Below are 25224 nucleotides of genomic sequence, written 5' to 3' on the forward strand. Positions count from 1 at the left end.
CGCCACCGCACCCTGTAGGAGCGAGCAAGCTCGCTCCTACAGGTGTTTACAGGCTCTGGACCTGCTCGCGGATTTTCGCAGTGGCGGCTGGGCTCGCCTCCGAGGCGTAACCCTTGAGCAGTTGTTCGAAGTGCGTTTCGAACAGCCAGTTGCGATCCTGAGGATAACGTTGCATGTGGCGCAGGTTACGTTGGCGCAAGGCGTAGCGCAGTGAAGACGGGTAAATGCGCAGGTCAGCCACGTCGATCAGGGCGAACTCACCGTCGTCCATCAACAACACGTTACCCAAGTGCAGCGAGCGGAAGTACACGCCGCGCTCGTGCAGTTGCGCCATGAACCGTCCAAAGCGCTCAACCAGTGATTCACGCAGGCTGCTGTCCAGGCTTTGCAGCGCTTGGCGCAACGTCAGGCCGGGCAACGGCGTGTAGCGCACTGCGCTGCTGGCATCGCTCAGGCGGTAGAGCCCGAGGATGTGCGGCGTAGGAATGCCCAGGGTGCGCAGTTGCTCGCTGTTGCTGGCAAAGCGCTCGGAGTACGGGTTGAAGCTTCCGGAGGTGTACCAGCGGCGTGGGCGGAACAGCTTGAGGAAACTGCCGTCCTCCAGGCGCAGGACTTTGGGACCCAGGCCATCGGCCTCAATCACATGGGCGTTGCTGCACAGCTGTTCAAACGCTGCGGGCTTGAGGTTCTGCACCGGCATGCGCAGCAGGCTGCGATGGCGCTGGGCGAGGCTCAGGCCGGTGATAATTGCCAACGGAATCCACAGCAGGAACCAGTGCTCCTTAGGGCGCGACAGAATGCCTCCGCCTTCGGTCAGGCCCGCGCCGATGCCGTAGGCCAGCAGTGACGAAGCCAGGATGAACAGCGGCTGGGCGCGTTGCTGCAGGCCTTTGTATAAGCCCCAAACGAGCATGAAGGCCCATGGGATGAAACCGATGATGCCGACGTAATAGAGCACGCCGAGGGCGAAGCTGTGGGGCTCGCGCAGTTGGTATCCATCGGACACCGTTAGGAAAAGCTCGGAATCATAGCTATGCCCGATCCAAGGGTGCTCGGCAACGAGCTGCAATGTCATGCTCCACAGCTCAAGGCGGAACGAGCTGCCGCGCCCAGTGATCATTTCGGGGAAGAACAACAGGAGCCCGGCGGCGCCCAGTACCATGCCGGTGATTAGTAGCGCCGCGCGGCGGTTACGGCTCACAAAGCTCATCCAAAGTATGGCCAGCGTCAGCGCCACCAGTGGCGTGCGTGAGCCGGTCGCCAGCACCGCAGTGGTCATGACCGCCAGGGCCGGAACGCTGAACCACAGCACCTTGAGACGCTGGGTAGTCATGCAGACATACAGCCAGTACACCGTGAAAAAGCCAAACAGGTGCGAGCTGAGCAGTGGGTTGTCGAGGGCGCCCAGGCCGCCGATCATGCGCATGCCGGGCGAATAACCCTTGGCGAACGCCACCAGATTACCCAGGCTCACCACCAGCGCAATCACCGCAGCGCTGAAGAAGACTGGCTTGAAAAGTTCATTGCGATAATGAAGCAGCAGTGCGCAGCCACCAAACAGCATGAAGGTATTCAACGGCCGCTTGAACAGGTCGGTATCGGAACTGGGTTCAGGGCTCCAGAGCAGGCTGGTCAACGCCCAGGCGGAGAACGCCAGGAACGCGATCGCCAGGGGCTCGCGCAGCAGGTCCTTGAACTCCCGAGGGCGCATGCACAACAGAAACAAGGTCGGTACGCTGAACAGGATGTAGACAATGCGGTGCAGTACATTGCGATTGCCGACAAAGAACAGTGCACTCAGGAGCAGCAGCAAGCCAACAGGCAAAATCCATAGGACCAGGAAGTCGAAAACGCGATTTGAGCCATAGGTAAGGCGCTTGGAGTGCATACAGTAAAGCCATTCCAGAAAGAGAAAGCCGACCATCTTAAGCTAGTGGCTATGTAATGTCGCCGGTAGGATCCAACCGGGCCGCGGCTTACGCCGGGTGCAAGTACAACAGAGAAGCTGTGCTAAAGTCAGCCTCCTTTTTCAAAACGCCGCGTGATATGACCGACTCCAGTCCGAGCGCAAGCCCTTCGAGCTTGAAAATATACTTCCGCCTGCTCAGTTACGTTAAGCCCTATATGGGCTTGTTCGCGTTGAGTATCCTTGGATTTCTGATTTTCGCGTCGACCCAACCGATGCTGGGTTACATCCTCAAGTACTTTGTCGACGGTCTCTCCAATCCGGAAGCCGTGCTGTTCCCGACCGTGCCCTTCCTGCGCGACCTGCAATTGCTGCAGGCGGTACCGCTGCTGATCATCTTGATCGCGGCCTGGCAGGGCCTGGGCTCATTCCTGGGCAACTACCTGTTGGCCAAGGTCTCCCTGGGTCTGGTCCACGACTTGCGGGTGCAACTGTTCAACAACCTGCTGACGCTGCCCAACCGCTACTTCGATAATCACAACTCCGGGCATCTGATTTCCCGCATCACCTTCAACGTGACCATGGTCACGGGGGCTGCGACCGATGCTATCAAGGTGGTGATCCGTGAAGGCATGACGGTGATCTTCCTGTTCGCTTCCTTGCTGTACATGAACTGGCGCCTCACGTTGGTAATGATCGCGATCCTGCCGTTGATTGCCGTGATGGTCAGTACCGCCAGCAAGAAATTCCGCAAGCAGAGCAAGAAGATCCAGGTGGCCATGGGCGACGTGACCCACGTGGCCTCGGAGACCATCCAGGGCTACCGCGTGGTGCGCAGCTTCGGCGGCGAAGTCTACGAACAGAAGCGCTTCTTCAAGGCCAGCCAGAGCAATACGAACAAGCAACTGCGCATGACCCGCACTGGGGCGATCTACACCCCGGCGCTGCAATTGGTGATCTACTCCGCCATGGCCGTGTTGATGTTCCTGGTGCTGTACCTGCGTGGCGACGCCTCGGCGGGTGACATGGTGGCCTACATCACCCTGGCGGGCTTGCTGCCCAAGCCGATCCGCCAGCTCTCGGAGGTCAGTTCGACTATCCAGAAAGGTGTGGCAGGCGCCGAAAGTATCTTCGAACAGCTGGACGAAGACGTTGAGGTCGACCACGGCACTCTTGAACGCGACAAGGTCAGCGGTCGCCTGGAAGTGCGTCACCTGAACTTCACCTACCCTGGCACCGATCGCCATGTGCTCAAGGACATCAGCTTTACCGCCGAGCCTGGGCAGATGATTGCGCTGGTGGGGCGTTCGGGCAGTGGCAAGTCGACCCTGGCCAGCCTGATCCCGCGCTTTTACCATCATGAAAGCGGTGAAATCCTGCTCGATGGCATCGAAATTGAAGACTACAAGTTGCTCAACCTGCGCAAACACATTGCCCAGGTCACCCAGCATGTGACCCTGTTCAGCGACACTGTGACCAACAACATCGCCTACGGCGACCTGGCCGGTGCACCTCGTGCCGATGTGGAAGCGGCGGCGGCGGATGCCAACGCCAAGGACTTCATCGATCAGTTGCCCAAGGGCTTTGATACTCAGGTTGGCGAGAACGGTGTGTTGTTGTCCGGCGGCCAGCGTCAGCGTTTGGCGATTGCCCGTGCGTTGCTCAAGAATGCCCCGTTGCTGATCCTCGACGAGGCCACCTCGGCCCTCGATACCGAGTCCGAGCGGCATATCCAGGCGGCACTCGATAAGGTCATGCAAGGTCGCACGACCTTGGTGATCGCGCACCGCTTGTCCACCATTGAGAAGGCTGATCTGATCCTGGTGATGGACGACGGGCGGATTGTCGAGCGTGGTACCCATGGCGAGTTGTTGGCGCAGAACGGTTACTACGCCCGCCTGCATGCCATGGGTCTGGATGCACCGGTGCAGGCTGATATCACCTGATCCAACCGGCATCACGGTGTAAATGAAATGTAGGAGCGAGCTCGCTCGCGAAAAACCTCAACGATAAACCGCGCTTCCTGAATAAACGCGGCGTCTGTGAGTTTTTCGCGAGCAAGCTCGCTCCTACAGAGATCAAATCCCCTCCCACATTTGCCCTGCGGTGGTCGCAAGCCATCGCAAACCCTGTGCTAATATCGCGCCCCTGTTCATTTTGTATGTGGGTTGCTCCATGAAGTTGTCCATGCCGCGATTCAATCAAGCCGCTGTCTTGGTGGTCGGCGATGTCATGCTCGACCGTTACTGGCATGGTGGTACCTCACGGATTTCCCCTGAGGCTCCGGTGCCGGTCGTCAAGGTCGAGCAAATCGAAGACCGCCCAGGTGGCGCTGCCAACGTCGCGCTCAATATTGCCGCCCTCGGCGCCCCGGCCTCCCTGGTGGGTGTGACCGGTGACGACGAAGCGGCCGAAAGTCTGGCCAACAGCCTGCAGGGTGCCGGCGTGCATGCGTTGTTCCAGCGCATTGCTCATCAGCCGACGATCGTCAAGCTGCGGGTCATGAGCCGTCACCAGCAGTTGCTGCGTATCGATTTCGAAGAACCCTTCGCCACCGACGCTCTGGCCCTCGGCGACCAGGTCGAGGCGCTGCTCGAAGGTATCAAGGTGCTGGTGTTGTCCGACTACGGCAAAGGCGCCTTGCAGAATCACCAGGTATTGATCCAGGCCGCCAAGGCCCGCAACATCCCGGTGCTGGCCGATCCCAAGGGCAAGGACTTCTCGGTTTACCGAGGCGCCAGCCTGCTCACGCCCAACCTCAGTGAGTTCGAAACCATCGTCGGCGGTTGCGCTGATGAGCACGAACTGGTGAGCAAGGGCGCGGCGCTGATGGCCGATCTCGACCTGGGCGCCTTGCTGGTGACCCGTGGCGAGCACGGCATGACCCTGTTGCGTCCGGGTCACCCGGCGATGCACCTGCCGGCGCGTGCCCGTGAAGTGTTTGACGTTACGGGCGCCGGTGACACGGTAATCTCTACTCTGGCTGCGTCTATCGCGGCTGGCGAGGAACTGCCCCACGCCGTGGCCCTGGCTAACCTGGCCGCGGGCATTGTGGTGGGCAAGCTGGGTACTGCAGCCATCAGCGCACCTGAGTTGCGCCGTGCGATCCAGCGTTCCGAAGGCTCGGAGCGTGGTGTGCTGGGCCTGGAGCAGTTGCTGCTGGCAATTGACGATGCTCGAGCTCACAACGAAAGCATTGTGTTCACCAACGGCTGCTTTGACATCCTGCACGCCGGGCACGTGACGTACCTGGAGCAGGCAAGCGCCCAAGGCGATCGCTTGATCGTTGCGGTCAACGATGACGCTTCGGTCAGCCGCTTGAAAGGTCCTGGCCGCCCGATCAACAGCGTTGACCGGCGCATGGCGGTCCTCGCGGGTCTGGGCGCGGTGGACTGGGTGATCAGCTTTTCCGAAGGCACCCCGGAAAACCTGTTGGCCCAGGTCAAGCCCGACGTGCTGGTCAAGGGTGGTGACTACACTGTCGATCAGGTAGTCGGTGCGGACATCGTCAGCGCCTACGGTGGCACGGTAAAAGTGCTGGGGTTGGTTGAAAACAGCTCCACCACTGCGATTGTCGAGAAGATCCGCAACAACGAGTGATACCCCGTGGGGCGAGCCTGCTCGCCCCTAGCTTTTCTTCGGCACGATCTTGCGCAGCATCTGCCGTGCCTTGCCGGTCAAGCGCTTGAGCTTGGAGTCTTTTTCCGGTTCTGCCAGGCCCTGCTGCCTGAGCCAATCCTTCCAGCGTATCCGCTCATCGCGCACCAGCCAGCCCTCTTGCTGGGCAAAACTTTCCGCCAGATAGAGGCCGCGCGTGCTGGCCGGGTACAGCTGGTCTTTCTTGACCGTGTACAACTCTGCCAGTGGCTCGCCATCTTTGAGCGGCATCAAGTACAGGTCCGGGCGCTGACGGTCCAGGCGCGCCACCAGTTGGTCACCCTCCAAACGCTCATCCACATGAAACAAGCTGAGGGACTTGGCTTCCTTCGGCACTTCCAGGCGCAGGTCATAAATCAATTGCAGCGAGGCGGTCGGCAGGTGCACGTAGGCCCGTGGGCGCTCGATCAGTTGCATGGTGGCGCAGCGTACCGGGCGTGCGGCCCCAGACAAAGGGCTCAGGCGAAACGGCAGGGCTTCGCGGTAATGCAGGGCGGCGGAGTAGGGCGCCGGCAGCCAGGTATCGTTAAAGCGCCCGCCGAGCCAGCCTTCAGGGGTTTCGAGCAGGCACTCCTCGGCAATTTCCTGGATGGCGGTGTGCAGCGGCAGGTTCAGTTCATGAGCTGGGACGTAGCCGGAGATCAGCTTGAGCACAACATCGCCACGGTCCTGGCGGCGTTGGCGCACCAGCACCCAGTAGTCCTTGTTTTGCCAGTGCAGGGTCAGGCGTACCGAGACGCCGAGGTTAGCCAGTTCCAGGGCGAAGCGCTCGGGATCTGGCACCTCGACCGGCTTGCGCCGTTGCAAGGTCTGGGCGAAGTTGAGCGGCATGCCGACGCTCTGGTAACTCAGGCCTTCGGGGGTGGCTTCGACGTGCAGCGGCAGTGTCTTGAAGTTGCTGGGGTTCTTTCTTATGAGCGTACGCGGCATGTCGGCTCCTTCTTGCGACGGGGTCGGCCGCGTGGGCGGCATCAGAGTTGACGAATGACCCGGGCAGCAGTTGCTACGTTATGGGCCAGGTGCAGCGGATTAATGGTCCCGACAATAGCACTGGCGACGCCCGTTTGCGCGAACAACAAGGTGAAACTGGCCTGAATTGGATCCATTCCCGGTTCCAGGCATACGTGGCCGCTGGCCAGCGCCTTTTTCACCAGGATGCCCTTGCCGTGGGCGGCCGCATAGTCGATCACGGCCTTCTCAGCCTGTTCGTTGAGGTTGTAGGTGACCATCGCGCAGTCGCCCTGTTCCAGCGCTTTCACACCGCCCTCGACGGTTTTGCCGGAGAAGCCGAAACCGCGAATCTTGCCGTCTTTCTTCAGCTGCGCCAGGGTCTGGTAAACCTCGCAATCATTGAGGATATGCAAGTCGTTGCCGTCGGAATGCACCAGCACCAGGTCGATAAAATCCGTTTCAAGTCGTTTCAGGCTGCGTTCAATCGACATCCGCGTATGGGCTGCGCTGAAATCGTGATGGGACACGCCATTGGCAAACTCTTCGCCAACCTTGCTGACGATTACCCAGTCCTTGCGCTGATCACGCAGCAGCGGCCCCAGGCGCTCTTCGCTGATGCCGTAGGCCGGCGCGGTGTCGATCAGGTTGATGCCCAGCTCGCGGGCCTGGCGCAACAACATGCGGGCGTCGTCGTCGCCAGGGATCTGAAAGCCGTTGGGGTATTTCACCCCTTGGTCGCGGCCCAACTTGACGGTGCCCAGGCCCAGGGGCGACACCAGCAGGCCGGTGCTGCCCAGGGGGCGATGCAGGTCGTGCAGGGTTGGCAGGCTCATGGCAACAGTTGCTCCCAGGCGGGTTGGCCGATTGCCGGGGTTGGCAGTTCGGGCAGAGGGGCGCTGGCGCTGGGGCGTATGCCGTCGCGCTCCAGGGCGTGGAGTACGCGGTCGGCGAAGTCCGGCGCCAGGGCCAGTTTGGTGGGCCAGCCCACCAGCAGGCGGCCGTCTTCGGCAAGGAACGCGTTATCGGGACGGCTCAGCCCCGTTTGCAGCGGCTCGGCGCGATCCACCCGCAGGGTGGCCCACTGGGTCTGGCTCATGTCGATCCAGGGCAGCAGTTGCGCCAGCTCTTTCTGCGCGGTGGCGATCTGTTCTTGCGGCGTACGCCCCACACCGTCAGCCTCGGCGATATCGCCGCCCATGTACCACACCCAGTTGCCGTCGGCGGCCGGGTGGGTGGTTACGGTGATCCGCGGCTTGGTGCCGCCGCCCAGGCAGTGGGCGTACAGCGGCTTGAGGCCGGGGCCTTTGGCGATGATCATGTGCAGCGGGCGTTTTTGCATGGCCGGCTGGCTATGGCCCAGGGCGGCGAGCAAGTCTGCCGTGCCGCCGCCAGCGCTCAGGACTATGCGCTGGGCGCGGATCTCACGACCATCGACCTTCAAGCCCACCAGGGTGTCACCCTCCAGCAACGGTTCGATGTGCTGACCAGCGAGCAGACCGTCACCGGCCAATTGCGCCAGGCGGTTGATCAGGCTGGGCACGTCCACCACCAGCTCGGCCAGGCGATAGACCTTGCCTTTGAAGCGACGGTCCTGCAGCGCCAGGGGCAGTTCGTCGCCCTTGACCTGATCGACGCGGCCACGCACGGCCTTGCTGGCAAAAAAGCTGGTGAGGTTGCCGGCAATCGTCCCGGGCGACCACAAGTAATGCGCCTGGGACAGCACGCGCACACCGGACAGGTCCAGCTCGCCGCTGCCGGCCAGGGCTTCACGCCAGCGGCGCGGCATATCGGCAATGGCTTCGGAGGCGCCGGTGAGGGCGCCATGCAAGGCGTATTTCGCACCGCCGTGAATGATCCCCTGGGACTTCAGGCTTTGCCCGCCGCCCAGGGTGGCGCTTTCCACCAGTACCGTGGAGAACCCCTGGCCGCGCAGGCGCGCATTGAGCCAGAGGCCGGCAACCCCGGCGCCGACAATCAGAACGTCGGTGGAAATAACGGATGGCATCGGCGACCTCAGTGTTCAAGACAAGAGGCGCAGTATACAGGCTGTTGAGTGGCGGTCAGTGCCCGGCGGTTTTCGAGAACAGCTGAATCACCACCACGCCCAGCACAATCAGGCCCATCCCCAGCATCGCCGGCACATCCAGCTTCTGCCCATAGATGAACAACGCCGCGATGCTGACCATCACGATGCCCATCCCGGCCCACACCGCGTATGCCACGCCGACCGGCACGGTGCGTACCACTAGGGTCAGCATCCAGAACGCCACGCCGTAACCGACGATCACCAGCAGCAACGGAATAGGGGTGCTCCAGCCTTTGATGGCTTTCATGGAAACGGTGGCGATCACTTCCGAGCAGATGGCGATGGCCAAGTAGTAGTAGGCGGCATTCATGGGGCAATCCTCGAGGTGATGCGCATTTGATAAGGTCGGCATTCTAGAGGTTCGCCAGATGGGGTAAAGTCATTACCTATCTGGAATTGAGATGGGTTTAGCCATGAGCGTGCAATGGGATCTGGAGCAGATGCGGCTGTTTGTCAGCGTCGCCGAGCAGCGTTCGTTTTCTGCCGTGGCCCGTGGGCAGCGCAAGGCGCAATCGGCGGTCAGCAATGGCATTGCCCTGCTGGAGGCGGACTTGGGCGTTGTCCTGTTCGAACGTAGCAGCGGCCGGCAACCGCGCCTGACCGAGGCCGGCAGTGTGTTGTTGGAGGAAGCGCGTGAGGTGCTGCGCCAGTGTGAGCGCCTCACGGGCCGGGCCTTATCGTTGACCCGCGGCGAGGAAGCCTGCCTGCGCCTGGCCCAGGATGAGGCGATATTGTTCCAGCCTGTGCTCGACAGCCTGGAGGCGCTGGCGGTGCACTACCCGCTGTTGGAGGTGCAGTTGTCCAGCGCGGCTCAGGGCGATGTGGCGCGCAAGCTGGTGGAGCGCAAGGCGGACCTGGGGCTGTTGTTCTATCACGACCAGATTCCCGAAGCCCTGGAGCGAAGGGTGGTGGGCAGTGTGGAAATGGTCACGGTGTGCGGAGTCAATCACCCGTTGGCCAAGGAGCAGTACGTGACGTGCCAACACCTGGCCCAGTTTCGCCAGTTGCTGATGTCGACCCAGACCAGCGTCTACCCCGGCAGCGAGGCGGCCAGCCCCCTGGTGTGGCGCGCCGACAGCTTCTACGTATTGGCCGAATGGCTGATGAGTGGCCTGGGCTGGGCCTGGCTGCCTCGGCATATCGTGCAATATCCGACTTACCAGCAACAGATGATCGAATTGGCCAGCGAATGGACCCCGCCCGCCCTGGTAGTGGAACTGGTGTGGCGCCGCGACGAGCACCTTGGGCCCGCTGCGCGCTTCTTGGCCAAACGTTTTGCTGAGTGCTTGCAGGCGATCGACTGAAAAAGCCGATAAACTCCGCCGCCATGAATAGAACTCTCTACAGCTGTCTGTTTTACCTGGCGCTGCCGTTGGTGGCTTTACGCTTGTGGTTGCGTGCGCGCAAAGCGCCGGCCTATGCCAAGCGGGTGGGCGAGCGGTTTTCCTATGGCTTGCCGGTGATGCGGCCCGGTGGGATCTGGGTGCACGCGGTGTCGGTCGGCGAAAGCATTGCCGCCGCCCCGATGGTTCGCGGCTTGTTGGAGCGTTATCCACAGCTGCCGATTACCGTCACCTGCATGACGCCCACCGGTTCCGAGCGGATCCAGGCGTTGTTCGCCAACGAACCGCGCATCCAGCACTGCTACTTGCCGTACGATTTACCCTGCGCCGCCAAGCGTTTTCTCGACCGCGTGCAGCCCACGCTGGCGGTGATCATGGAAACCGAGCTGTGGCCCAACCATATCCATGCCTGCGCCCAGCGCGGTATCCCGGTGGCGCTGGCCAATGCGCGGCTGTCGGCGCGTTCGGCCAAGGGGTATGCGCGATTTGCCAAGCTGACGGCGCCGATGCTGGCAGAAATGAGCTTGTTCGCGGTACAGACCGAGACCGAGGCTGAACGTTTCCGCAGCCTGGGTGCACGTCCTGAAACTGTGGAGGTGACCGGCTCGATCAAGTTCGACCTGAGCATCGACCCTCAGTTGACGGCCCGCGCCGCCGCCCTGCGTGAACAATGGGGCGCCAGCGAGCGTCCGGTCTGGATCGCCGCCAGTACCCACGAAGGTGAAGACGACGTGGTGCTGGCAGCTCATCGCCTGTTGCTGGCGAACTATCCCAATGCACTGCTGATTCTGGTGCCCCGTCATCAGGAGCGCTTTGGCCCGACGTTTGAGCGCTGCGTGCAGCAAGGGTTTGCCACCGTGCGTCGCTCCAGCGGTGAGCCGGTCACCGAGCAAACGTCGGTGCTGCTTGGCGACACCATGGGCGAATTGCTGTTTCTTTACGCCCTGGCCGACAGCGCATTTGTCGGCGGCAGCCTGGTGCCGACCGGCGGGCACAACCCGCTGGAACCGGCGTCGCTGGGTAAACCGGTGATCATGGGGCCGCATGTCTTCAACTTCCTCGACATCACCGCGATGATGCGCGACGCCGGGGCGTTGCGAGAGGTGGACGATGCCGATGGGCTGGCCGAGGCGGTGCGACAGTTGTTTGAGTTGCCCCAGGACGCACGCAGGATGGCGCAGGCTGGGCTCAAGGTGATGCAGGCCAATCAGGGCGCTTTAAAGCGTTTACTGGATGGCTTGGACAGACTGATCACTCGCTGACAACACCAACCCAATGTGGGAGCTGGCTTGCCTGCGATAGCATCACCTCGGTGTACCAGATATACCGAGGTGTCTGCATCGCAGGCAAGCCAGCTCCCACATGGGTTCGGCGGTGCGCTTAATAGCCGGGGCGGGCCTTGAGCTGTTCGGCAGCGGCTTTGGCCAGGTCCGGCGGCAGGAAGTCTTTGTCCGGGTTGTAGTCGGCCTTGAGATAGCGCGCCAGATCCTGCAAATCCCCCGGGTTGAGCGTGCCTGCCGCCTGCTTCAAGCGCAGGTTATCGAGGATGTAGTCGTAGCGGCTGTTGTTGTAGTTGCGCACTGACGCGTACAGCTGGCGCTGTGAGTCCAGCACGTCGACGATGTTGCGCGTGCCCACCTGATAGCCGATTTCCGTGGCTTCCACCGCGCTCTGGTTGGAGATGATCGACTGACGGCGTGCCTGTACCTGCTCCACATCGGTGTTGACTGCACGGTGCAGGTTGCGGGTGTTTTCCACCACTTGGCGGCGCAGGCCTTCACGTTGTTGCTCGGTCTGGTCGAGGCGCGAATAGGATTCGCGCACTTGCGAGCTGGTGAGGCCGCCGCTGTAGATCGGGATGTTCAAGCGCAGGCCGACGGTGCGTTGCGACACATCGCCACCGTACGGGATAGGCAACTGATTCGGGTTGCTGAAACCCAGGGCGTCGTTGTCGCCTTTTTCGTATTGCGCAACCGCATCGAGCGTCGGCAAGTGGCCGGCCTTGCGCTGCCGTAGGGTCTCTTCGGCGGCGGTTACCGCGTAATTGCTGGCGAGCAGGTTGAGGTTCTGGCGCCCGGCAGTTTCGACCCAGGCCTTGGCGTCGTTCGGTGCCGGCGGCAGCACCGGCAGCGTGTGGACGATACCCTGAATCGAGTTGTATTGGCGGTTGGTCAGGGTGATCAGCGCTTCGAAAGCGTCGTCCACCTGGCGCTGGGCCAGGATGCGGTTGGCCCGTGCAGTGTCGTAGCTGGCTTGTGATTGCAGCACATCGGTCTTGTCCGACAGGCCCACATCGAAGCGTTCGTTGGACTGGTCGAGCTGGCGCTTGAAGGCATTTTCTTCGGCCTTGGTCGACGCCAGGTTGTCCTGGGCGCGCAGCACGGCGAAGTAGCTCTCGGCACTTTGCAAAATCAGGTTCTGCTCGGAGGCCGACAGTTGCAGCGAGGCTTGCTCGTTAACGGCTTGGGCGGCTTGCAGCTGGAACCAGCGGTCGGCACGGAACAGCGGCTGGCTCAGGGTGGCCCGCCAGGAGTGGGCGTCACGGTTGGCCGTGGCGGCCGGTTGGTCGATCTGGGTACGTACGTTATTGCTGTCGGCGCCGGCCGACAGATTCGGCAGCAAACCTGCGCGGGCCTGGGGCACCACTTCTTTTTGCGCGCCGTACTGCGCACGGGCAGCGGCCAGGTCGGCGTTGTTGTTCGCCGCTTCCTGATAGACGCTGACCAGGTCGGTATTGGCGGACAAGGGCGCTTCAGCTGCCCAGACCAGTCCGTTGGTCGCACAAGACACGGCAACAGCCAGTGAGAGTTTGCGCAGCATGAGGCGATCCCTAGTAAGAATATTACGGTGATAATTCATCGCCCAAGGCTAAGGCTGGCCATGCCTGGCGTCAAGCCTTGAGGCCGTGCCCGAGTGTAGTGGCCGTACCGTCACACAACAATCCCACGATCACGCCATTCATCACGCTGAATGCACCGCTATTGGCAATTTGCCCACGCCATGGTCTAGACTGGCCGCGTTCTTGTCGGGGTGCCTTGTTGGAAGGCTGAGATCGGTAAATACCGGATCCCGTTGAACCTGATCAGGTTAGCGCCTGCGTAGGGAACAAGATTTCTCGTCACCCGGCGAGTCCTCTTGTGCTTCGTCCGGGATGTTGTTCGACAATCGAACAGCCCTCGTGCGCCAAGCACAGCACTGGTTCCAGTGCGTCCGTCCGTCACAGGTTCGCTCCGACAAAAATCCACCGCCTGGATAAGTTGGAGAGCCTGTGATGAGTACAAAACTAAAAAATACCGTGCACCTGAGTGAATCGGCCAAGGTCGACTCCGGCTCCGTGCAGCCATTTACCCGCTCGCAAAAAATCTACGTGCAGGGCTCGCGCCCGGATATTCGCGTGCCGATGCGTGAAATCAGCCTGGACGTGACCCCCACTGAGTTTGGTGGCGAAATCAACGCCCCTGTAGTGGTCTACGATACCTCCGGCCCCTATACCGACCCCAATGTCATCATCGACGTGTGCAAAGGCTTGGCCGATGTGCGCTCGCCGTGGATCGAAGAGCGTGGTGACACCGAGCGGCTGGCCTGCTTGAGTTCACGCTACGGCCAGGAACGTCTGGATAACCCCGACCTGGCCTACCTGCGCTTTGCCCACCTGCAAAACCCGCGTCGGGCCAAGGCCGGCGCCAACGTCAGCCAGATGCACTACGCGCGCAAAGGCATCATCACGCCAGAAATGGAATACGTGGCCATCCGCGAAAACATGAAGCTTGAGGAAGCCCGCGCCAGCGGCCTGCTCAAGCAACAACATGCCGGGCACAGCTTCGGCGCCAGTATTCCGAAAATCATCACGCCCGAGTTCGTGCGCGAAGAAATCGCCCGCGGCCGCGCAATCATCCCGGCCAACATCAACCACACTGAGCTGGAACCGATGATTATCGGCCGTAACTTCCTGGTGAAGATCAACGGCAACATCGGCAACAGCGCCTTGGGTTCGTCCATTGAAGAAGAAGTGGCGAAGATGACCTGGGGCATTCGCTGGGGCTCGGACAACATCATGGACCTGTCTACTGGCAAGCATATCCATGAAACCCGCGAGTGGATCATCCGTAATTCGCCCGTGCCGATCGGCACAGTGCCTATCTATCAGGCCCTGGAAAAAGTCGACGGCGTTGCCGAAGACCTGACCTGGGAGCTGTTCCGCGACACCCTGATCGAACAGGCCGAGCAAGGCGTGGACTACTTCACCATTCACGCCGGCGTATTGCTGCGCTACGTGCCGCTGACCGCCAATCGCGTCACCGGCATTGTCAGCCGTGGCGGAGCGATCATGGCCAAGTGGTGCTTGGCCCATCACAAGGAAAACTTTGCCTACACGCATTTCGAAGAGATCTGCGAAATCATGAAGGCCTATGACGTCAGCTTCTCCCTGGGGGATGGCCTGCGCCCGGGGTCTGTGGCCGATGCCAACGACGCTGCGCAATTCGGTGAACTGGAGACTCTGGGCGAGCTGACCAAGATCGCCTGGAAGCACGACGTGCAAACCATGATCGAAGGCCCTGGCCATGTGCCGATGCAACTGATCAAGGAGAACATGGACAAGCAGCTGGAGTGTTGCGACGAGGCGCCGTTCTATACCCTCGGCCCACTGACCACTGATATTGCGCCGGGCTACGACCACATCACCTCAGGCATTGGCGCGGCGATGATCGGTTGGTTCGGTTGCGCCATGCTCTGCTACGTCACGCCCAAGGAGCACTTGGGGCTGCCGAACAAGGATGACGTGAAGACCGGGATCATCACCTACAAGATTGCGGCCCACGCGGCCGACCTTGCCAAAGGCCACCCTGGCGCGCAGATTCGCGATAACGCCCTGAGCAAGGCGCGCTTCGAATTCCGCTGGGAAGACCAGTTCAACCTCGGCCTGGACCCGGACACCGCACGGGCATTCCACGACGAGACGTTGCCCAAGGAATCGGCCAAGGTCGCGCATTTCTGCTCCATGTGTGGGCCTAAATTCTGCTCGATGAAGGTCACCCATGAGGTGCGTGAGTACGCGGCCAACCAGCGCATTGATGCGGTGGATGTGGACGTGGCCAAGGGTTTGGCCGAGCAGGCTGAGCGGTTCAAGCAGGAAGGTAGCCAGCTCTACAAGAAGGTCTGATCCATAGACGGCGGTGTCCGCACCGCCCTCATCGCGGGCAAGCCCGGCTCCCACAGTTGGCCGAGTGGTACACAGATTTTGTGTTCACAAACGGTCCCCTGTGGGAGTCGGGCTTGCCCGCGATAGCGATCCGACAAACACCCAATCTCCCTCTGTAATAACACCCTTGAACCGTCAACCGATCAACGGCGTGCGGGCACCAGCTCAGGCTTGATCACACCGGTGAGGCGCGTATAGGGCAGGGTGATTTCGATCAGCCCCTGTGCGTAAGGGGCGATGGTGCTGACGTTGTACTTGAGCACCACACCGCCGCTGGTCAGGGCCACGTTCGGGGTTTTCTGGAACGGCCAGCTCTTCACGAACTCCGGATCGCGGTCCATCTTGGTGCTGATCAACCAACTGTTGTGGGCAACTTTCGCGGTGTTCCAGAAGGCCTGCTCCTGGCCGGGCAGCAGCATGTCGGCCAGGGTCAGTTCCTTATGCAGAATCCGTGAATAGTTGATAAACCCACGGCCTGGCTCGCCGTGGGCGACACCGGTGTCCAGGTAGCTGGACACTTCAACGATCACCAGTCCGTCATGCTGGTCACGTACCTTGGCTTGCAAGTACATGCCATGGCGGTCCGGCGACTCACGCAGGAAGGTGTTCCGGTAGGCGTTCAGGCTCGCCGGTACGCTGGCGCCAGGCGTGGTGCGGGTCATTTGCAGCAAACGCTGTTCCACCAGGCTGTCGAGTTGTGGCTCGGTGGGGAAATGCACGGTGTCGATGTTCACCAGCGGGCAGGCTGGGCTGTCACAGCCGGGCTTGATCTGCTCCGATTTGTCGGTGGTAACGTCCAGCGGCTTGAGATAGGCGGGTTGGAACAGGCTCTGGCAAGCACCCAGGGTCAAGGCAATACAGGCCACGGAGGCGATTTTTAAAAGCGACATGTGTGTCCTTCGTAAATCGATGGAAAGCGAAAAGAGTAGCGCTTGGACTGCCAACGTGGCCGTCAGTTCGCCACTAAACTGATTGCAGCGAGTTTGACGCTCGCCGCCTCTCCCGGCAACCGCAAAGGGGCTGCATCAACGGGCGTCGGCGCGTTAGGATGGCGCCCATTGCACGAGCTTAACGAGGGACAGCATGACGGACATCGCGAAGTCGACGCCGAACAAGATCGAGATTGTTCAGCGTGACAATGCCTATAAAGGCTTCTACAAGCTCGATCGCGTGCAACTGCGCCACGAAAAATTCGACGGCGGCATGAGCCGGGTGATCAACCGCGAGGTGTTCGTGCGTCATGACGCCGTGTGCGTGCTGCCCTACGACCCGCTGCGCGATGAGGTGGTGTTGATCGAGCAGTTCCGCGTCGGCGTCATGGGCCGCGCCGACAACCCCTGGCTGGTGGAGATGGTCGCCGGCCTGATTGACAAGGATGAGCAACCCGAGGAGGTTGCACACCGCGAGGCCGAGGAGGAAGCTGGGCTGACATTCTCCGCGCTGTGGCCGATCACCAAGTATTTCCCGTCGCCGGGCGGCAGTACCGAATTTGTCCACCTGTACCTGGGCCGATGTGACAGCTCGGGCGCGGGTGGTGTCCATGGATTGGAAGAAGAAGCAGAAGACATCCGCGTCACCGTCTGGGCATTCGAAGATGCCTTGCAGGCGGTGCGCGATGGCAAGATTTCCAACGCAGCCAGCATTATCGCCCTGCAATGGCTTGCGCTTAATCGCGCGGAAGTGAGGGGGTTATGGCAGTAAAGGCACGGGAACGTTATCGAGTTGACCTGATCGGGCTGCAAGCGGCCTGCGAGGCCAACTATGCGCGGCTGATGCGCCTGCTCCCGGACATGCGTCACACCCCACAGGCGCGGCGAATCGCCGTCACCCATGGCGACCAGATGCTTGGCGTGCTGACCCTGGAAGTCATTCTCACCTGCCCATACACCACCACCCTGCGGGTACGCCAGGAACACAGCCTGCCGTGGTTGCCGGTGCCGCAACTGGAAGTACAGGTGTACCACGACGCCCGTATGGCCGAAGTGATCAGCGCCGAGCACGCACGACGCTTTCGCAGCATCTATCCTTACCCGAATGTGTTCATGCACCAGCCCGATGAGAAAGCACAGCTCAATGTGTTCCTCGGCGAATGGCTCAGCCACTGCCTGGCCTTGGGCCATGAGTTTGAAGTGGTGCGGTAAATGTGAACTGTGCCTGCTTCCTTGGGTTTCCTCTTTGTGTCCTGCCCCAGCATAATCGCGCCAAATGTCCATTCCTGTAGTTGCCAGGGAGAGCGCCTTGCCGAGCGTATCCGCCGTGAATCCTGATGCCGTGTTGCTGGTGCAGTTGTCCGACAGCCATCTGTTTGCCGACGCTGACGCCACGCTGCTGGGCATGAATACCCGTGAAAGCCTGCAGCGGGTGGTCGAGCTGGCGCGCGCGCAACAGCCGACCATCGACCTGATACTGGCGACCGGTGACTTGTCTCAGGACGGCACGCTGGCGTCCTATCAGCAGTTTCGCGACTTGACCGCTCCCCTTGGCGCCCCGGCGCGCTGGATTCCCGGCAACCACGACGAACCGCAGGTCATGGCCCAGGCTGCCATGCACAGTGATTTGCTCGAACCGGTGGTGGATATCGGCAACTGGCGTATCACCCTGCTGGATTCGGCGGTACCCGGGTCGGTGCCGGGTTACTTGCAAGACGAGCAACTGCAACGGCTGGCGCAGGCCTTGAGCGAAGCGCCGGACCGCCATCATCTAGTGTGTTTCCATCATCATCCGGTGCCCATCGGCTGTGCGTGGATGGAGCCGATCGGCCTGCGCAACCCCGAGGCGCTGTTTGCCGTGCTTGAGCGCTTCCCGCAGACCAAGGCATTGCTTTGGGGTCACGTGCATCAGGAGATCGACGGCGACCGCAACGGTGTGCGACTGCTGGCTTCGCCGTCCACCTGTATCCAGTTCGCGCCGGGAAGTGAGGATTTCCAGGTCAGCGAGCAGGCGCCGGGTTATCGCTGGTTGCGTTTGCATGGCGACGGACGGTTGGAGACGGGGGTGGAGCGTTTGGTCGGCTTTGCATTCACCATCGATTACGGCAGCAACGGCTACTGAGGTATCAATTGTGGGAGCTGGCTTGCCTGCGATGGCGGTCTGCCAGCCAATGATCGGTGACTGATGCACCGCTATCGCAGGCAAGCCAGCTCTCACAGGGGTTATTCGACGTCTGATAGATTGAGGTGCTCACAGCCGGCCTCGAACCCCTGTAAACTGCGCCTCTTTGGCCCCAGCACGGAGAGCCCGGCATGTCCGCTTCGATCCTGTATATCCACGGTTTCAACAGTGCGCCTGCTTCTAACAAGGCCAGCCAGTTGACCACTGTGATGGGCACCCTCGGCCTGTCCGACCAGCTACGTGTACCGGCGCTGCATCACCACCCTCGTCAGGCGATTCTTCAATTGGAGCAAGCGATTGCGCAACTGGGCCGGCCACTGCTGGTCGGCAGCTCACTCGGCGGCTACTATGCAACCCATCTTGCAGAACGCCATGGTCTCAAGGCGTTGCTGGTCAACCCGGCGGTCAGTCCCCATCGGATGTTTGACGGTTACCTGGGCACCCAGAAGAACCTCTACACCGATGAGACCTGGGAATTGACACAGGACCACGTCACGGCCCTGGCCGAGCTGGAAGTACCGGCGCCCCAGGATGCCGCGCGTTATCAGGTGTGGTTGCAGACCGGGGACGAAACCCTGGATTATCGCCTGGCCCAACAGTATTACCGGGCCTGCGCCTTGCGCATCCAGGCCGGTGGCGACCATGGCTACCAGGGGTTCGCCCAGCAATTGCCGGCACTGTTGTGTTTTGCCGGCATTGGCGCAGATCAGTTTCAATCCTTCGATTTTTCGTCACTGTAGAAAATCGCAGGTCACTTTTTAATCGAACGACTCACGACGAGACCCCATGGCCACTCCCAGCGCTAGCTCTTATAACGCCGACGCCATCGAAGTCCTCTCGGGCCTCGACCCGGTGCGCAAACGCCCCGGCATGTATACCGACACCAGTCGGCCGAACCACCTTGCCCAGGAAGTCATCGACAACAGCGTCGACGAAGCCTTGGCCGGGCACGCCAAGTCGGTGCAAGTCATCCTTCACGCCGACCATTCCCTGGAAGTGTCCGACGATGGTCGTGGCATGCCGGTGGACATTCACCCCGAAGAGGGTGTGCCGGGCGTCGAGCTGATCCTTACCAAGCTGCATGCCGGCGGCAAGTTCTCCAACAAGAACTACCAGTTCTCCGGCGGTTTGCACGGCGTGGGTATTTCCGTGGTCAACGCGCTGTCGACCCTGGTGCGGGTCAAGGTCAAGCGCGATGGCAACGAGTACCAGATGACTTTCGCCGATGGCTACAAAGCCACCGACCTGGAAGTGATCGGCACCGTTGGCAAGCGCAACACCGGCACCAGCGTGTACTTTGCGCCGGACCCCAAGTATTTCGATTCGCCCAAATTCTCCATCAGCCGCCTCAAGCACGTGCTCAAGGCCAAGGCTGTGTTGTGCCCGGGCCTGCTGGTCAGCTTTGAAGACAAAGGCACCGGCGAGAAGGTCGAGTGGCACTACGAAGACGGCCTGCGTTCCTACCTGGAAGACTCGGTCAGCGACTTCGAACGCCTGCCCAACGAGCCGTTCTGCGGCAGCCTGTCGGGTAATAAAGAAGCGGTGGACTGGGCGCTGCTGTGGTTGCCCGAAGGTGGCGACAGCGTGCAGGAAAGCTACGTCAACCTGATCCCCACGGCCCAGGGCGGCACCCACGTCAACGGTTTGCGCCAAGGCTTGCTGGATGCCATGCGTGAGTTCTGCGAATACCGCAGCCTGTTGCCGCGCGGCGTCAAGCTGGCGCCGGAAGACGTGTGGGAGCGCATCGCGTTCGTGCTGTCGATGAAGATGCAGGAGCCGCAATTTTCCGGCCAGACCAAAGAGCGCCTGTCGTCCCGCGAGGCGGCGGCGTTTGTCTCTGGTGTGGTCAAGGACGCGTTCAGCCTGTGGCTCAACGAGCATCCCGAGCTGGGCCTGGCCCTGGCGGAGCTGGCGATCAACAACGCCGGCCGGCGCTTGAAGGCCAGCAAAAAGGTCGAGCGCAAGCGCATCACCCAGGGCCCGGCACTGCCGGGCAAACTGGCCGATTGCGCCGGGCAAGACCCGATGCGTTCCGAGCTGTTCCTGGTCGAAGGTGACTCCGCCGGCGGTTCCGCCAAGCAAGCGCGGGACAAGGAGTTCCAGGCGATCCTGCCGCTGCGCGGCAAGATCCTCAACACCTGGGAAGTCGACGGCAGCGAAGTGCTGGCCAGCCAGGAAGTGCACAACATCGCCGTGGCCATCGGGGTCGACCCGGGTGCGGCGGACATGAGCCAGCTGCGCTATGGCAAGATCTGTATCCTCGCCGACGCCGACTCCGACGGCCTGCACATTGCTACCTTGCTGTGCGCGTTGTTCGTCCAGCATTTCCGCCCGTTGGTGGATGCCGGTCACGTCTACGTCGCCATGCCGCCGCTGTACCGCATCGACCTGGGCAAGGAAATTTTCTACGCCCTGGACGAAGCCGAGCGCGATGGCATCCTCGACCGCCTGGTGGCCGAGAAGAAACGCGGCAAGCCACAGGTCACGCGATTCAAGGGCCTGGGTGAAATGAACCCGCCGCAACTGCGCGAAACCACCATGGACCCGAACACCCGGCGCCTGGTGCAGTTGACCCTGGAAGACTTCGCCGCCACCTCGGAAATGATGGACATGCTGCTGGCGAAGAAACGCGCTGGCGACCGCAAGACCTGGCTTGAATCCAAAGGCAACCTGGCCGAGGTTCTGGGCTGATGCGCACAGGCTTCGCCCTGGCGATCCTGATGTTGAGCGGGCTGGCGGTCACCCAGGTGGCCGCAGCCAGCGTGGCAGAGCTCAAGCTGGTCTCGGAACACCCGGTTGACGGCATGCGCGGTGGGAACCTGTCGGGCCTGGCGTTGTGTGGCAACGAGCTGTGGACGGTTTCGGACCGCGATGACGACCAGATCTACCGCCTGGATACCCGTGCGCCGACGTGGAGCGCGCAAGCGCTGAAGATCGACGTGCCGCCCGTGCCCGAGTCCGGCCTGCCTTGGGGCTTGCGTTCGCGCACCAAGGCCGCTTCGTTCATACGTGGTGGTGACCTGGACTTTGAAGGCATCAGCTGTGATGCCGCAGGCAATCGTTATATTGTCAGCGAAGCCCATGCCGCAGTGTTGCAGGTGCCCGCGACGGGCGCGCCGGAGTGGTTGAAAATCGCGCCGGGCATGGTGCGTGAAGCCAGGGCCAGTGGCATGTTGCTGCACTTTAATGCCTTGTTCGAAGGCTTGGCGGTAAACCCTGAAGGCAATCAGATCTGGCTGGCTGCCGAGCGTGAACGCCGTGGCCTGGTCTCGATCAAGCGTGGGCAGAGCGTATGGGATTGCGATGGTCGTTGTGTATTGTTGAGCGAGGCCGGCCAGGAAGTGCAACCGGCGCAGTTCCCCAACGCCAAGGCCGTGTCCAAGGACTTTGCCGACTTGTCGCTGTTCAACGGCAAGCTGTTTACCCTGGAGCGCAATGCGTTCCAGATCTGCCGGCGCGACCCGCTCACGGCCAAGGTTGAGCTGTGCTGGTCGTTTGCCGACGAAACCCTGACGCCACAGCGACGTTACCCGCAGTCGTATGGCCTGGCTGAAGCCCTGTTGGTGGATGCCGACGGTGCCTGGGTCGGGATCGACAACAATTTTGGCCCGCGTGCCGATGGTGAAAAACGCCCGATCGTCTATCGTTTTGCCGCTCCGGATGGCGGCTGGAGTGCCCAGCCATGAATCGAGATTTTTTTGAATTGAATCAGCGCAGCGGCAGTTCCGCTGCGCCTTACCCCATGATGAGGCCCGCATGAGTGACATCCTCGCAGACAGCTTAGATGGCGTAGAACGCCGGTCGCTGGCTGAATTCACCGAAAATGCCTACCTCAACTACTCCATGTACGTGATCATGGACCGTGCCTTGCCGCATATCGGCGATGGCCTGAAGCCCGTGCAACGGCGCATCATCTACGCCATGAGTGAGTTGGGCCTGGACGCCGATTCCAAGCACAAGAAGTCGGCGCGTACCGTCGGTGACGTGCTCGGTAAGTTCCACCCCCACGGCGATTCGGCGTGCTATGAAGCGATGGTGCTGATGGCCCAGCCGTTCAGCTACCGCTATACCCTGGTGGACGGCCAGGGTAACTGGGGGGCACCGGATGACCCCAAATCCTTCGCCGCCATGCGTTACACCGAGGCGCGGCTGTCGCGTTATTCCGAAGTGCTGCTCAGCGAGCTGGGCCAGGGCACTGCCGACTGGGGGCCGAACTTTGACGGCACCCTCGACGAACCCCTGGTGTTGCCGGCGCGTTTGCCGAATATCCTGCTCAATGGCACCACCGGTATTGCGGTCGGCATGGCCACCGACGTGCCGCCGCACAACCTGCGCGAAGTCGCCACCGCCTGCGTGCGCTTGCTGGATGAGCCTAAGGCTACGGTCGAGCAGCTCTGCGAGCATATCCAGGGCCCGGATTACCCGACCGAAGCAGAGATCATCACGCCGCGCGCCGACCTGCTGAAGATGTACGAAACGGGCAAGGGCTCGGTGCGTATGCGTGCCGTGTACCACATTGAGGACGGCGACATTATTGTGACCGCGCTGCCGCACCAGGTATCGGGTGCCAAGGTGCTGGAGCAGATCGCCGCGTTGATGCAGGCCAAACCGTCGAAATTGCCGCAAGTGGCCGACCTGCGTGACGAGTCCGACCACGAGAACCCATGCCGCATCGTGATCATCCCGACCAACAGCCGGGTGGATCACGAAGTGCTGATGCAGCACTTGTTCGCCAGCACCGACTTGGAGTCCAGCTACCGGGTCAACGTCAACATCATCGGCCTGGACGGCAAACCGCAGTTGAAGAACCTGCGCAATCTGCTGGTGGAATGGCTGGAGTTCCGTGTACAAACCGTGCGCCGCCGCCTGCAATTTCGCCTCGACAAGGTCGAGCGCCGCTTGCACCTGTTGGACGGCTTGCTGATCGCCTACCTCAACCTGGATGAAGTGATCCATATCATCCGTACCGCCGAGCATCCAAAGGCCGAGCTGATCGCGCGTTTCGAGCTGAGCGAGATCCAGGCGGACTACATCCTCGACACCCGCTTGCGCCAGTTGGCACGCCTGGAAGAAATGAAGCTGCGCGACGAGCAGGATGCACTGCTCAAGGAACAAGCCAAGCTGCAAGCCCTGCTGGGCAGCGAAGCCAAGCTCAAGAAGCTGGTGCGCAGCGAACTGATCAAAGACGCCGAAACCTATGGCGATGACCGTCGCTCGCCTATCGTCGAGCGCGCTGAAGCCAAGGCCCTGACCGAAACCGAGCTGTTGCCCAACGAGAAAATTACCGTCGTTCTGTCGGAAAAGGGTTGGGTTCGCTCCGCCAAAGGGCATGATATTGACGCCACCGGCCTTTCGTACAAAGCCGGTGATGGCTTCAAGACCGCTGCCGCCGGGCGCTCCAATCAATTCGCGGTGTTTATCGACTCGACCGGGCGCAGTTATTCGGTGCCGGCCCACACCCTGCCGTCTGCGCGGGGGCAGGGCGAGCCTTTGACCGGGCGCCTCACGCCGCCGCCGGGGGCGAATTTCGAGTGTGTGCTGTTGCCGGACGATGATTCGCTGTATGTCATCGCCTCCGACGCCGGTTACGGTTTCGTGGTCAAGGGTGAAGACCTGCAGGCCAAGAACAAGGCGGGCAAGGCGCTGTTGAGCCTGCCGAACAACGCCAAGGTGATTCTGCCGAGGCCGGTGGAGGATCGTGAAAGCAACTGGCTGGCGTCGGTGACCACCGAAGGGCGTTTGCTGGTGTTCAAGATCAGCGACTTGCCGCAGTTGGGCAAGGGTAAAGGCAACAAGATCATCGGGATTCCCGGTGACCGGGTGGCCAGTCGCGAGGAGTATGTGACTGACATCGCCGTGGTCCCGGAAGGCTCTACCCTGGTGCTCCAGGCCGGCAAGCGCACGTTGTCATTGCGCCCTGACGACCTTGAACACTACAAGGGTGAGCGTGGCCGGCGAGGTAACAAACTGCCACGAGGCTTCCAGCGAGTGGATGCCTTGCTGGTCGAAACGCCGGTTTAAGCGGTACTAGAGGCCTCGATCTACGATTTAACGCGTAGATCGATGCTTTCGCGCTGGAGTCATGGCGCATATTCACGGATGATATGGCCTTTCCAGCGCCGGCGTGGCCGAGCGTGTTCAGGTTATTTTTAGTATTACATTGTGGTTCGCCTTGTGGCAGCCACTTGGATGGGATGATGACTGCTCCACGCCTTCCTCTATTTTTGATGCTCGCTGGCCTTTTGGGGTTGGCGGGTTGCAGCACACATCAACCGGTGTCGCTGTACCAGCTGGACAGCGGAAGTCCGGCTCAGCCAGCCCAAACCGCTGGCATGGCAGTATTGCTGGGGCCGGTAGTCGTTGCCGATTACCTGCAACGCGAAACCCTGCTTCAACGTCAGAACGACGGCAGCCTGCAAGGTTCCACAGATGGTCGTTGGGCCGGTAGCCTGTCGTCGGATATCAACCAGCTGATGTTGCGTCAGGTCGCTGGCCAGTTAGACAGCCAGCGAGTGGTCCTGGCGCCGGGACCCTCCGGGTTCACCCCGGATGTACAGGTGTTGCTGACCATTACGCGGCTGGATTCCGGCAAGTCGCAACCGGCGATCCTGGATGCACAGTGGCGCTTGATCGACCGTCGCGGGCAGGTGCGGGACAACCGCATTGTGCACCTGCAGGAAGAACACGCCGGCACCACTGCGTCCCAGGTCCAGGCTCAGGGTGTGCTGTTGCAGCACTTGGCACAGCAGTTGTCGGTGGCGCTCAAACCACTGGCCAACCAGCCGCCGATTGCCGAAGCGCAGCCGCGTAAACAGGCCCCCGCCCAGGCCAAGCCTGCGGCCCCGGAAAAACCGAAGATGCCGATGGCCACGCCGATTCGCACGGATCTGGAAGTGTTCAGGTTCTGATCTGAGATTTATTTTTGAAAAAGCCCGCCAAGCCCGCGGGCTTTTTCATGCCTGCTGTAAAA

The 25224-nt window shown here is 61.3% G+C and carries 20 protein-coding genes and 1 riboswitch; of the genes, 13 read left to right on the forward strand and 7 right to left on the reverse strand.

The window, feature by feature from the left end:
* Positions 1–46: 46 nt before the first annotated feature.
* A complete protein-coding gene (locus tag JJD66_RS10730; RefSeq protein ID WP_200648121.1) occupies positions 47–1888 on the reverse strand; it encodes a bifunctional O-antigen ligase/aminoglycoside phosphotransferase family protein in 1842 nt (613 codons plus the stop codon).
* 158 nt (positions 1889–2046) lie between these two features.
* On the opposite strand from JJD66_RS10730, the gene msbA reads away from it, so the two are divergent.
* Positions 2047–3852: a lipid A export permease/ATP-binding protein MsbA gene (msbA, locus tag JJD66_RS10735; RefSeq protein WP_014716640.1), complete on the forward strand. Its 1806-nt coding sequence runs from the start codon at positions 2047–2049 to the stop codon at positions 3850–3852.
* A 229-nt stretch (positions 3853–4081) separates the two neighbouring features.
* Positions 4082–5506, forward strand: a complete 1425-nt coding sequence (gene hldE, locus JJD66_RS10740; RefSeq protein WP_198714734.1) for a bifunctional D-glycero-beta-D-manno-heptose-7-phosphate kinase/D-glycero-beta-D-manno-heptose 1-phosphate adenylyltransferase HldE — start codon at positions 4082–4084, stop codon at positions 5504–5506.
* Between the two features lie 27 nt (positions 5507–5533).
* Here the strand turns inward: hldE and JJD66_RS10745 are convergent, their stop codons facing one another.
* The 4 genes from JJD66_RS10745 to JJD66_RS10760 are packed head-to-tail and all read right to left on the reverse strand — an operon-like array spanning position 5534 to position 8910.
* Positions 5534–6493, reverse strand: a complete 960-nt coding sequence (locus JJD66_RS10745; RefSeq protein ID WP_198714733.1) for a metal ABC transporter ATPase — start codon at positions 6491–6493, stop codon at positions 5534–5536.
* Positions 6494–6534: 41 nt separating this feature from the next.
* The gene (locus JJD66_RS10750; RefSeq protein WP_198714732.1) at positions 6535–7347 is read right to left on the reverse strand and encodes an aldo/keto reductase; all 813 of its coding nucleotides are present in this window, start codon (positions 7345–7347) and stop codon (positions 6535–6537) included.
* The gene (locus tag JJD66_RS10755) at positions 7344–8519 is read right to left on the reverse strand and encodes an NAD(P)/FAD-dependent oxidoreductase (protein ID WP_200648122.1); all 1176 of its coding nucleotides are present in this window, start codon (positions 8517–8519) and stop codon (positions 7344–7346) included. Before JJD66_RS10755 ends, JJD66_RS10750 begins: the two co-directional genes overlap by 4 nt.
* A gap of 55 nt (positions 8520–8574) precedes the next feature.
* Positions 8575–8910, reverse strand: a complete 336-nt coding sequence (locus JJD66_RS10760; protein WP_003188013.1) for a DMT family transporter — start codon at positions 8908–8910, stop codon at positions 8575–8577.
* Between the two features lie 103 nt (positions 8911–9013).
* On the opposite strand from JJD66_RS10760, the gene JJD66_RS10765 reads away from it, so the two are divergent.
* On the forward strand, positions 9014–9904 hold the full coding sequence (locus JJD66_RS10765) for a LysR family transcriptional regulator (protein WP_200648123.1): 891 nt from the start codon (positions 9014–9016) through the stop codon (positions 9902–9904).
* Positions 9905–9927: 23 nt separating this feature from the next.
* Positions 9928–11205, forward strand: coding sequence for a lipid IV(A) 3-deoxy-D-manno-octulosonic acid transferase (gene waaA, locus JJD66_RS10770; RefSeq protein ID WP_200648124.1), 1278 nt, complete (start codon positions 9928–9930; stop codon positions 11203–11205).
* A 118-nt stretch (positions 11206–11323) separates the two neighbouring features.
* Here the strand turns inward: waaA and JJD66_RS10775 are convergent, their stop codons facing one another.
* Entirely contained in the window at positions 11324–12763 is a 1440-nt protein-coding gene (locus tag JJD66_RS10775) for a TolC family outer membrane protein (RefSeq protein WP_032893875.1), read from the reverse strand.
* A gap of 196 nt (positions 12764–12959) precedes the next feature.
* A riboswitch (TPP riboswitch) is annotated at positions 12960–13065 on the forward strand.
* A 149-nt stretch (positions 13066–13214) separates the two neighbouring features.
* On the opposite strand from JJD66_RS10775, the gene thiC reads away from it, so the two are divergent.
* Positions 13215–15104 carry a phosphomethylpyrimidine synthase ThiC gene (gene thiC, locus JJD66_RS10780; protein WP_200648125.1) on the forward strand — a complete coding sequence of 630 codons (1890 nt, stop codon included), beginning with the start codon at positions 13215–13217 and terminating at the stop codon, positions 15102–15104.
* A gap of 182 nt (positions 15105–15286) precedes the next feature.
* Here the strand turns inward: thiC and JJD66_RS10785 are convergent, their stop codons facing one another.
* Positions 15287–16033 carry an RsiV family protein gene (locus tag JJD66_RS10785; RefSeq protein WP_054896254.1) on the reverse strand — a complete coding sequence of 249 codons (747 nt, stop codon included), beginning with the start codon at positions 16031–16033 and terminating at the stop codon, positions 15287–15289.
* A 193-nt stretch (positions 16034–16226) separates the two neighbouring features.
* Here JJD66_RS10785 and JJD66_RS10790 point away from each other — a divergent pair, with 193 nt between their 5' ends.
* The 8 genes from JJD66_RS10790 to JJD66_RS10825 all read left to right on the forward strand — a co-directional run bounded on the left by JJD66_RS10790 (position 16227) and on the right by JJD66_RS10825 (position 25162).
* Positions 16227–16844, forward strand: a complete 618-nt coding sequence (locus JJD66_RS10790) for an NUDIX domain-containing protein (RefSeq protein ID WP_198714728.1) — start codon at positions 16227–16229, stop codon at positions 16842–16844.
* On the forward strand, positions 16835–17284 hold the full coding sequence (locus tag JJD66_RS10795; protein ID WP_073524857.1) for a DUF1249 domain-containing protein: 450 nt from the start codon (positions 16835–16837) through the stop codon (positions 17282–17284). Before JJD66_RS10790 ends, JJD66_RS10795 begins: the two co-directional genes overlap by 10 nt.
* Positions 17285–17381: 97 nt before the next feature.
* On the forward strand, positions 17382–18194 hold the full coding sequence (gene cpdA / locus JJD66_RS10800) for a 3',5'-cyclic-AMP phosphodiesterase (RefSeq protein WP_200648126.1): 813 nt from the start codon (positions 17382–17384) through the stop codon (positions 18192–18194).
* Positions 18195–18385: 191 nt separating this feature from the next.
* Complete coding sequence (locus JJD66_RS10805) at positions 18386–18994, forward strand: YqiA/YcfP family alpha/beta fold hydrolase (RefSeq protein WP_014716651.1); 609 nt, start codon at positions 18386–18388, stop codon at positions 18992–18994.
* Between the two features lie 46 nt (positions 18995–19040).
* Positions 19041–20945 (forward strand): DNA topoisomerase IV subunit B, encoded by a 1905-nt coding sequence (gene parE, locus JJD66_RS10810; protein ID WP_003188026.1) that lies wholly within the window; start codon positions 19041–19043, stop codon positions 20943–20945.
* Complete coding sequence (locus tag JJD66_RS10815) at positions 20945–21940, forward strand: esterase-like activity of phytase family protein (RefSeq protein WP_200648127.1); 996 nt, start codon at positions 20945–20947, stop codon at positions 21938–21940. The genes parE and JJD66_RS10815 overlap by 1 nt, the downstream gene beginning before the upstream one ends.
* A 70-nt stretch (positions 21941–22010) precedes the next feature.
* Complete coding sequence (gene parC, locus JJD66_RS10820; RefSeq protein ID WP_020301636.1) at positions 22011–24275, forward strand: DNA topoisomerase IV subunit A; 2265 nt, start codon at positions 22011–22013, stop codon at positions 24273–24275.
* A 173-nt stretch (positions 24276–24448) separates the two neighbouring features.
* Complete coding sequence (locus JJD66_RS10825; RefSeq protein WP_032873461.1) at positions 24449–25162, forward strand: PqiC family protein; 714 nt, start codon at positions 24449–24451, stop codon at positions 25160–25162.
* The last annotated feature ends 62 nt before the right edge of the window (positions 25163–25224 follow it).

This window comes from Pseudomonas sp. MF6751 (assembly GCF_016613265.1).
GTDB classification, from domain to species: domain Bacteria; phylum Pseudomonadota; class Gammaproteobacteria; order Pseudomonadales; family Pseudomonadaceae; genus Aquipseudomonas; species Aquipseudomonas fluorescens_BV.

Bases quoted from the DNA above. Each gene is read 5' to 3' on its own strand.
- parC (WP_020301636.1), top strand. From the start codon at position 22,011: ATGAGTGACATCCTCGCAGACAGCTTAGATGGCGTAGAACGCCGGTCG.
- hldE (WP_198714734.1), top strand. From the start codon at position 4,082: ATGAAGTTGTCCATGCCGCGATTCAATCAAGCCGCTGTCTTGGTGGTC.
- JJD66_RS10825 (WP_032873461.1), top strand. From the start codon at position 24,449: ATGATGACTGCTCCACGCCTTCCTCTATTTTTGATGCTCGCTGGCCTT.
- JJD66_RS10795 (WP_073524857.1), top strand. From the start codon at position 16,835: ATGGCAGTAAAGGCACGGGAACGTTATCGAGTTGACCTGATCGGGCTG.
- parE (WP_003188026.1), top strand. From the start codon at position 19,041: ATGGCCACTCCCAGCGCTAGCTCTTATAACGCCGACGCCATCGAAGTC.
- JJD66_RS10760 (WP_003188013.1), bottom strand. From the start codon at position 8,910: ATGAATGCCGCCTACTACTACTTGGCCATCGCCATCTGCTCGGAAGTG.
- JJD66_RS10755 (WP_200648122.1), bottom strand. From the start codon at position 8,519: ATGCCATCCGTTATTTCCACCGACGTTCTGATTGTCGGCGCCGGGGTT.
- JJD66_RS10745 (WP_198714733.1), bottom strand. From the start codon at position 6,493: ATGCCGCGTACGCTCATAAGAAAGAACCCCAGCAACTTCAAGACACTG.
- msbA (WP_014716640.1), top strand. From the start codon at position 2,047: ATGACCGACTCCAGTCCGAGCGCAAGCCCTTCGAGCTTGAAAATATAC.
- JJD66_RS10765 (WP_200648123.1), top strand. From the start codon at position 9,014: ATGAGCGTGCAATGGGATCTGGAGCAGATGCGGCTGTTTGTCAGCGTC.
- JJD66_RS10785 (WP_054896254.1), bottom strand. From the start codon at position 16,033: ATGTCGCTTTTAAAAATCGCCTCCGTGGCCTGTATTGCCTTGACCCTG.
- JJD66_RS10815 (WP_200648127.1), top strand. From the start codon at position 20,945: ATGCGCACAGGCTTCGCCCTGGCGATCCTGATGTTGAGCGGGCTGGCG.
- waaA (WP_200648124.1), top strand. From the start codon at position 9,928: ATGAATAGAACTCTCTACAGCTGTCTGTTTTACCTGGCGCTGCCGTTG.
- JJD66_RS10805 (WP_014716651.1), top strand. From the start codon at position 18,386: ATGTCCGCTTCGATCCTGTATATCCACGGTTTCAACAGTGCGCCTGCT.
- JJD66_RS10750 (WP_198714732.1), bottom strand. From the start codon at position 7,347: ATGAGCCTGCCAACCCTGCACGACCTGCATCGCCCCCTGGGCAGCACC.
- JJD66_RS10730 (WP_200648121.1), bottom strand. From the start codon at position 1,888: ATGCACTCCAAGCGCCTTACCTATGGCTCAAATCGCGTTTTCGACTTC.
- JJD66_RS10790 (WP_198714728.1), top strand. From the start codon at position 16,227: ATGACGGACATCGCGAAGTCGACGCCGAACAAGATCGAGATTGTTCAG.
- JJD66_RS10775 (WP_032893875.1), bottom strand. From the start codon at position 12,763: ATGCTGCGCAAACTCTCACTGGCTGTTGCCGTGTCTTGTGCGACCAAC.
- thiC (WP_200648125.1), top strand. From the start codon at position 13,215: ATGAGTACAAAACTAAAAAATACCGTGCACCTGAGTGAATCGGCCAAG.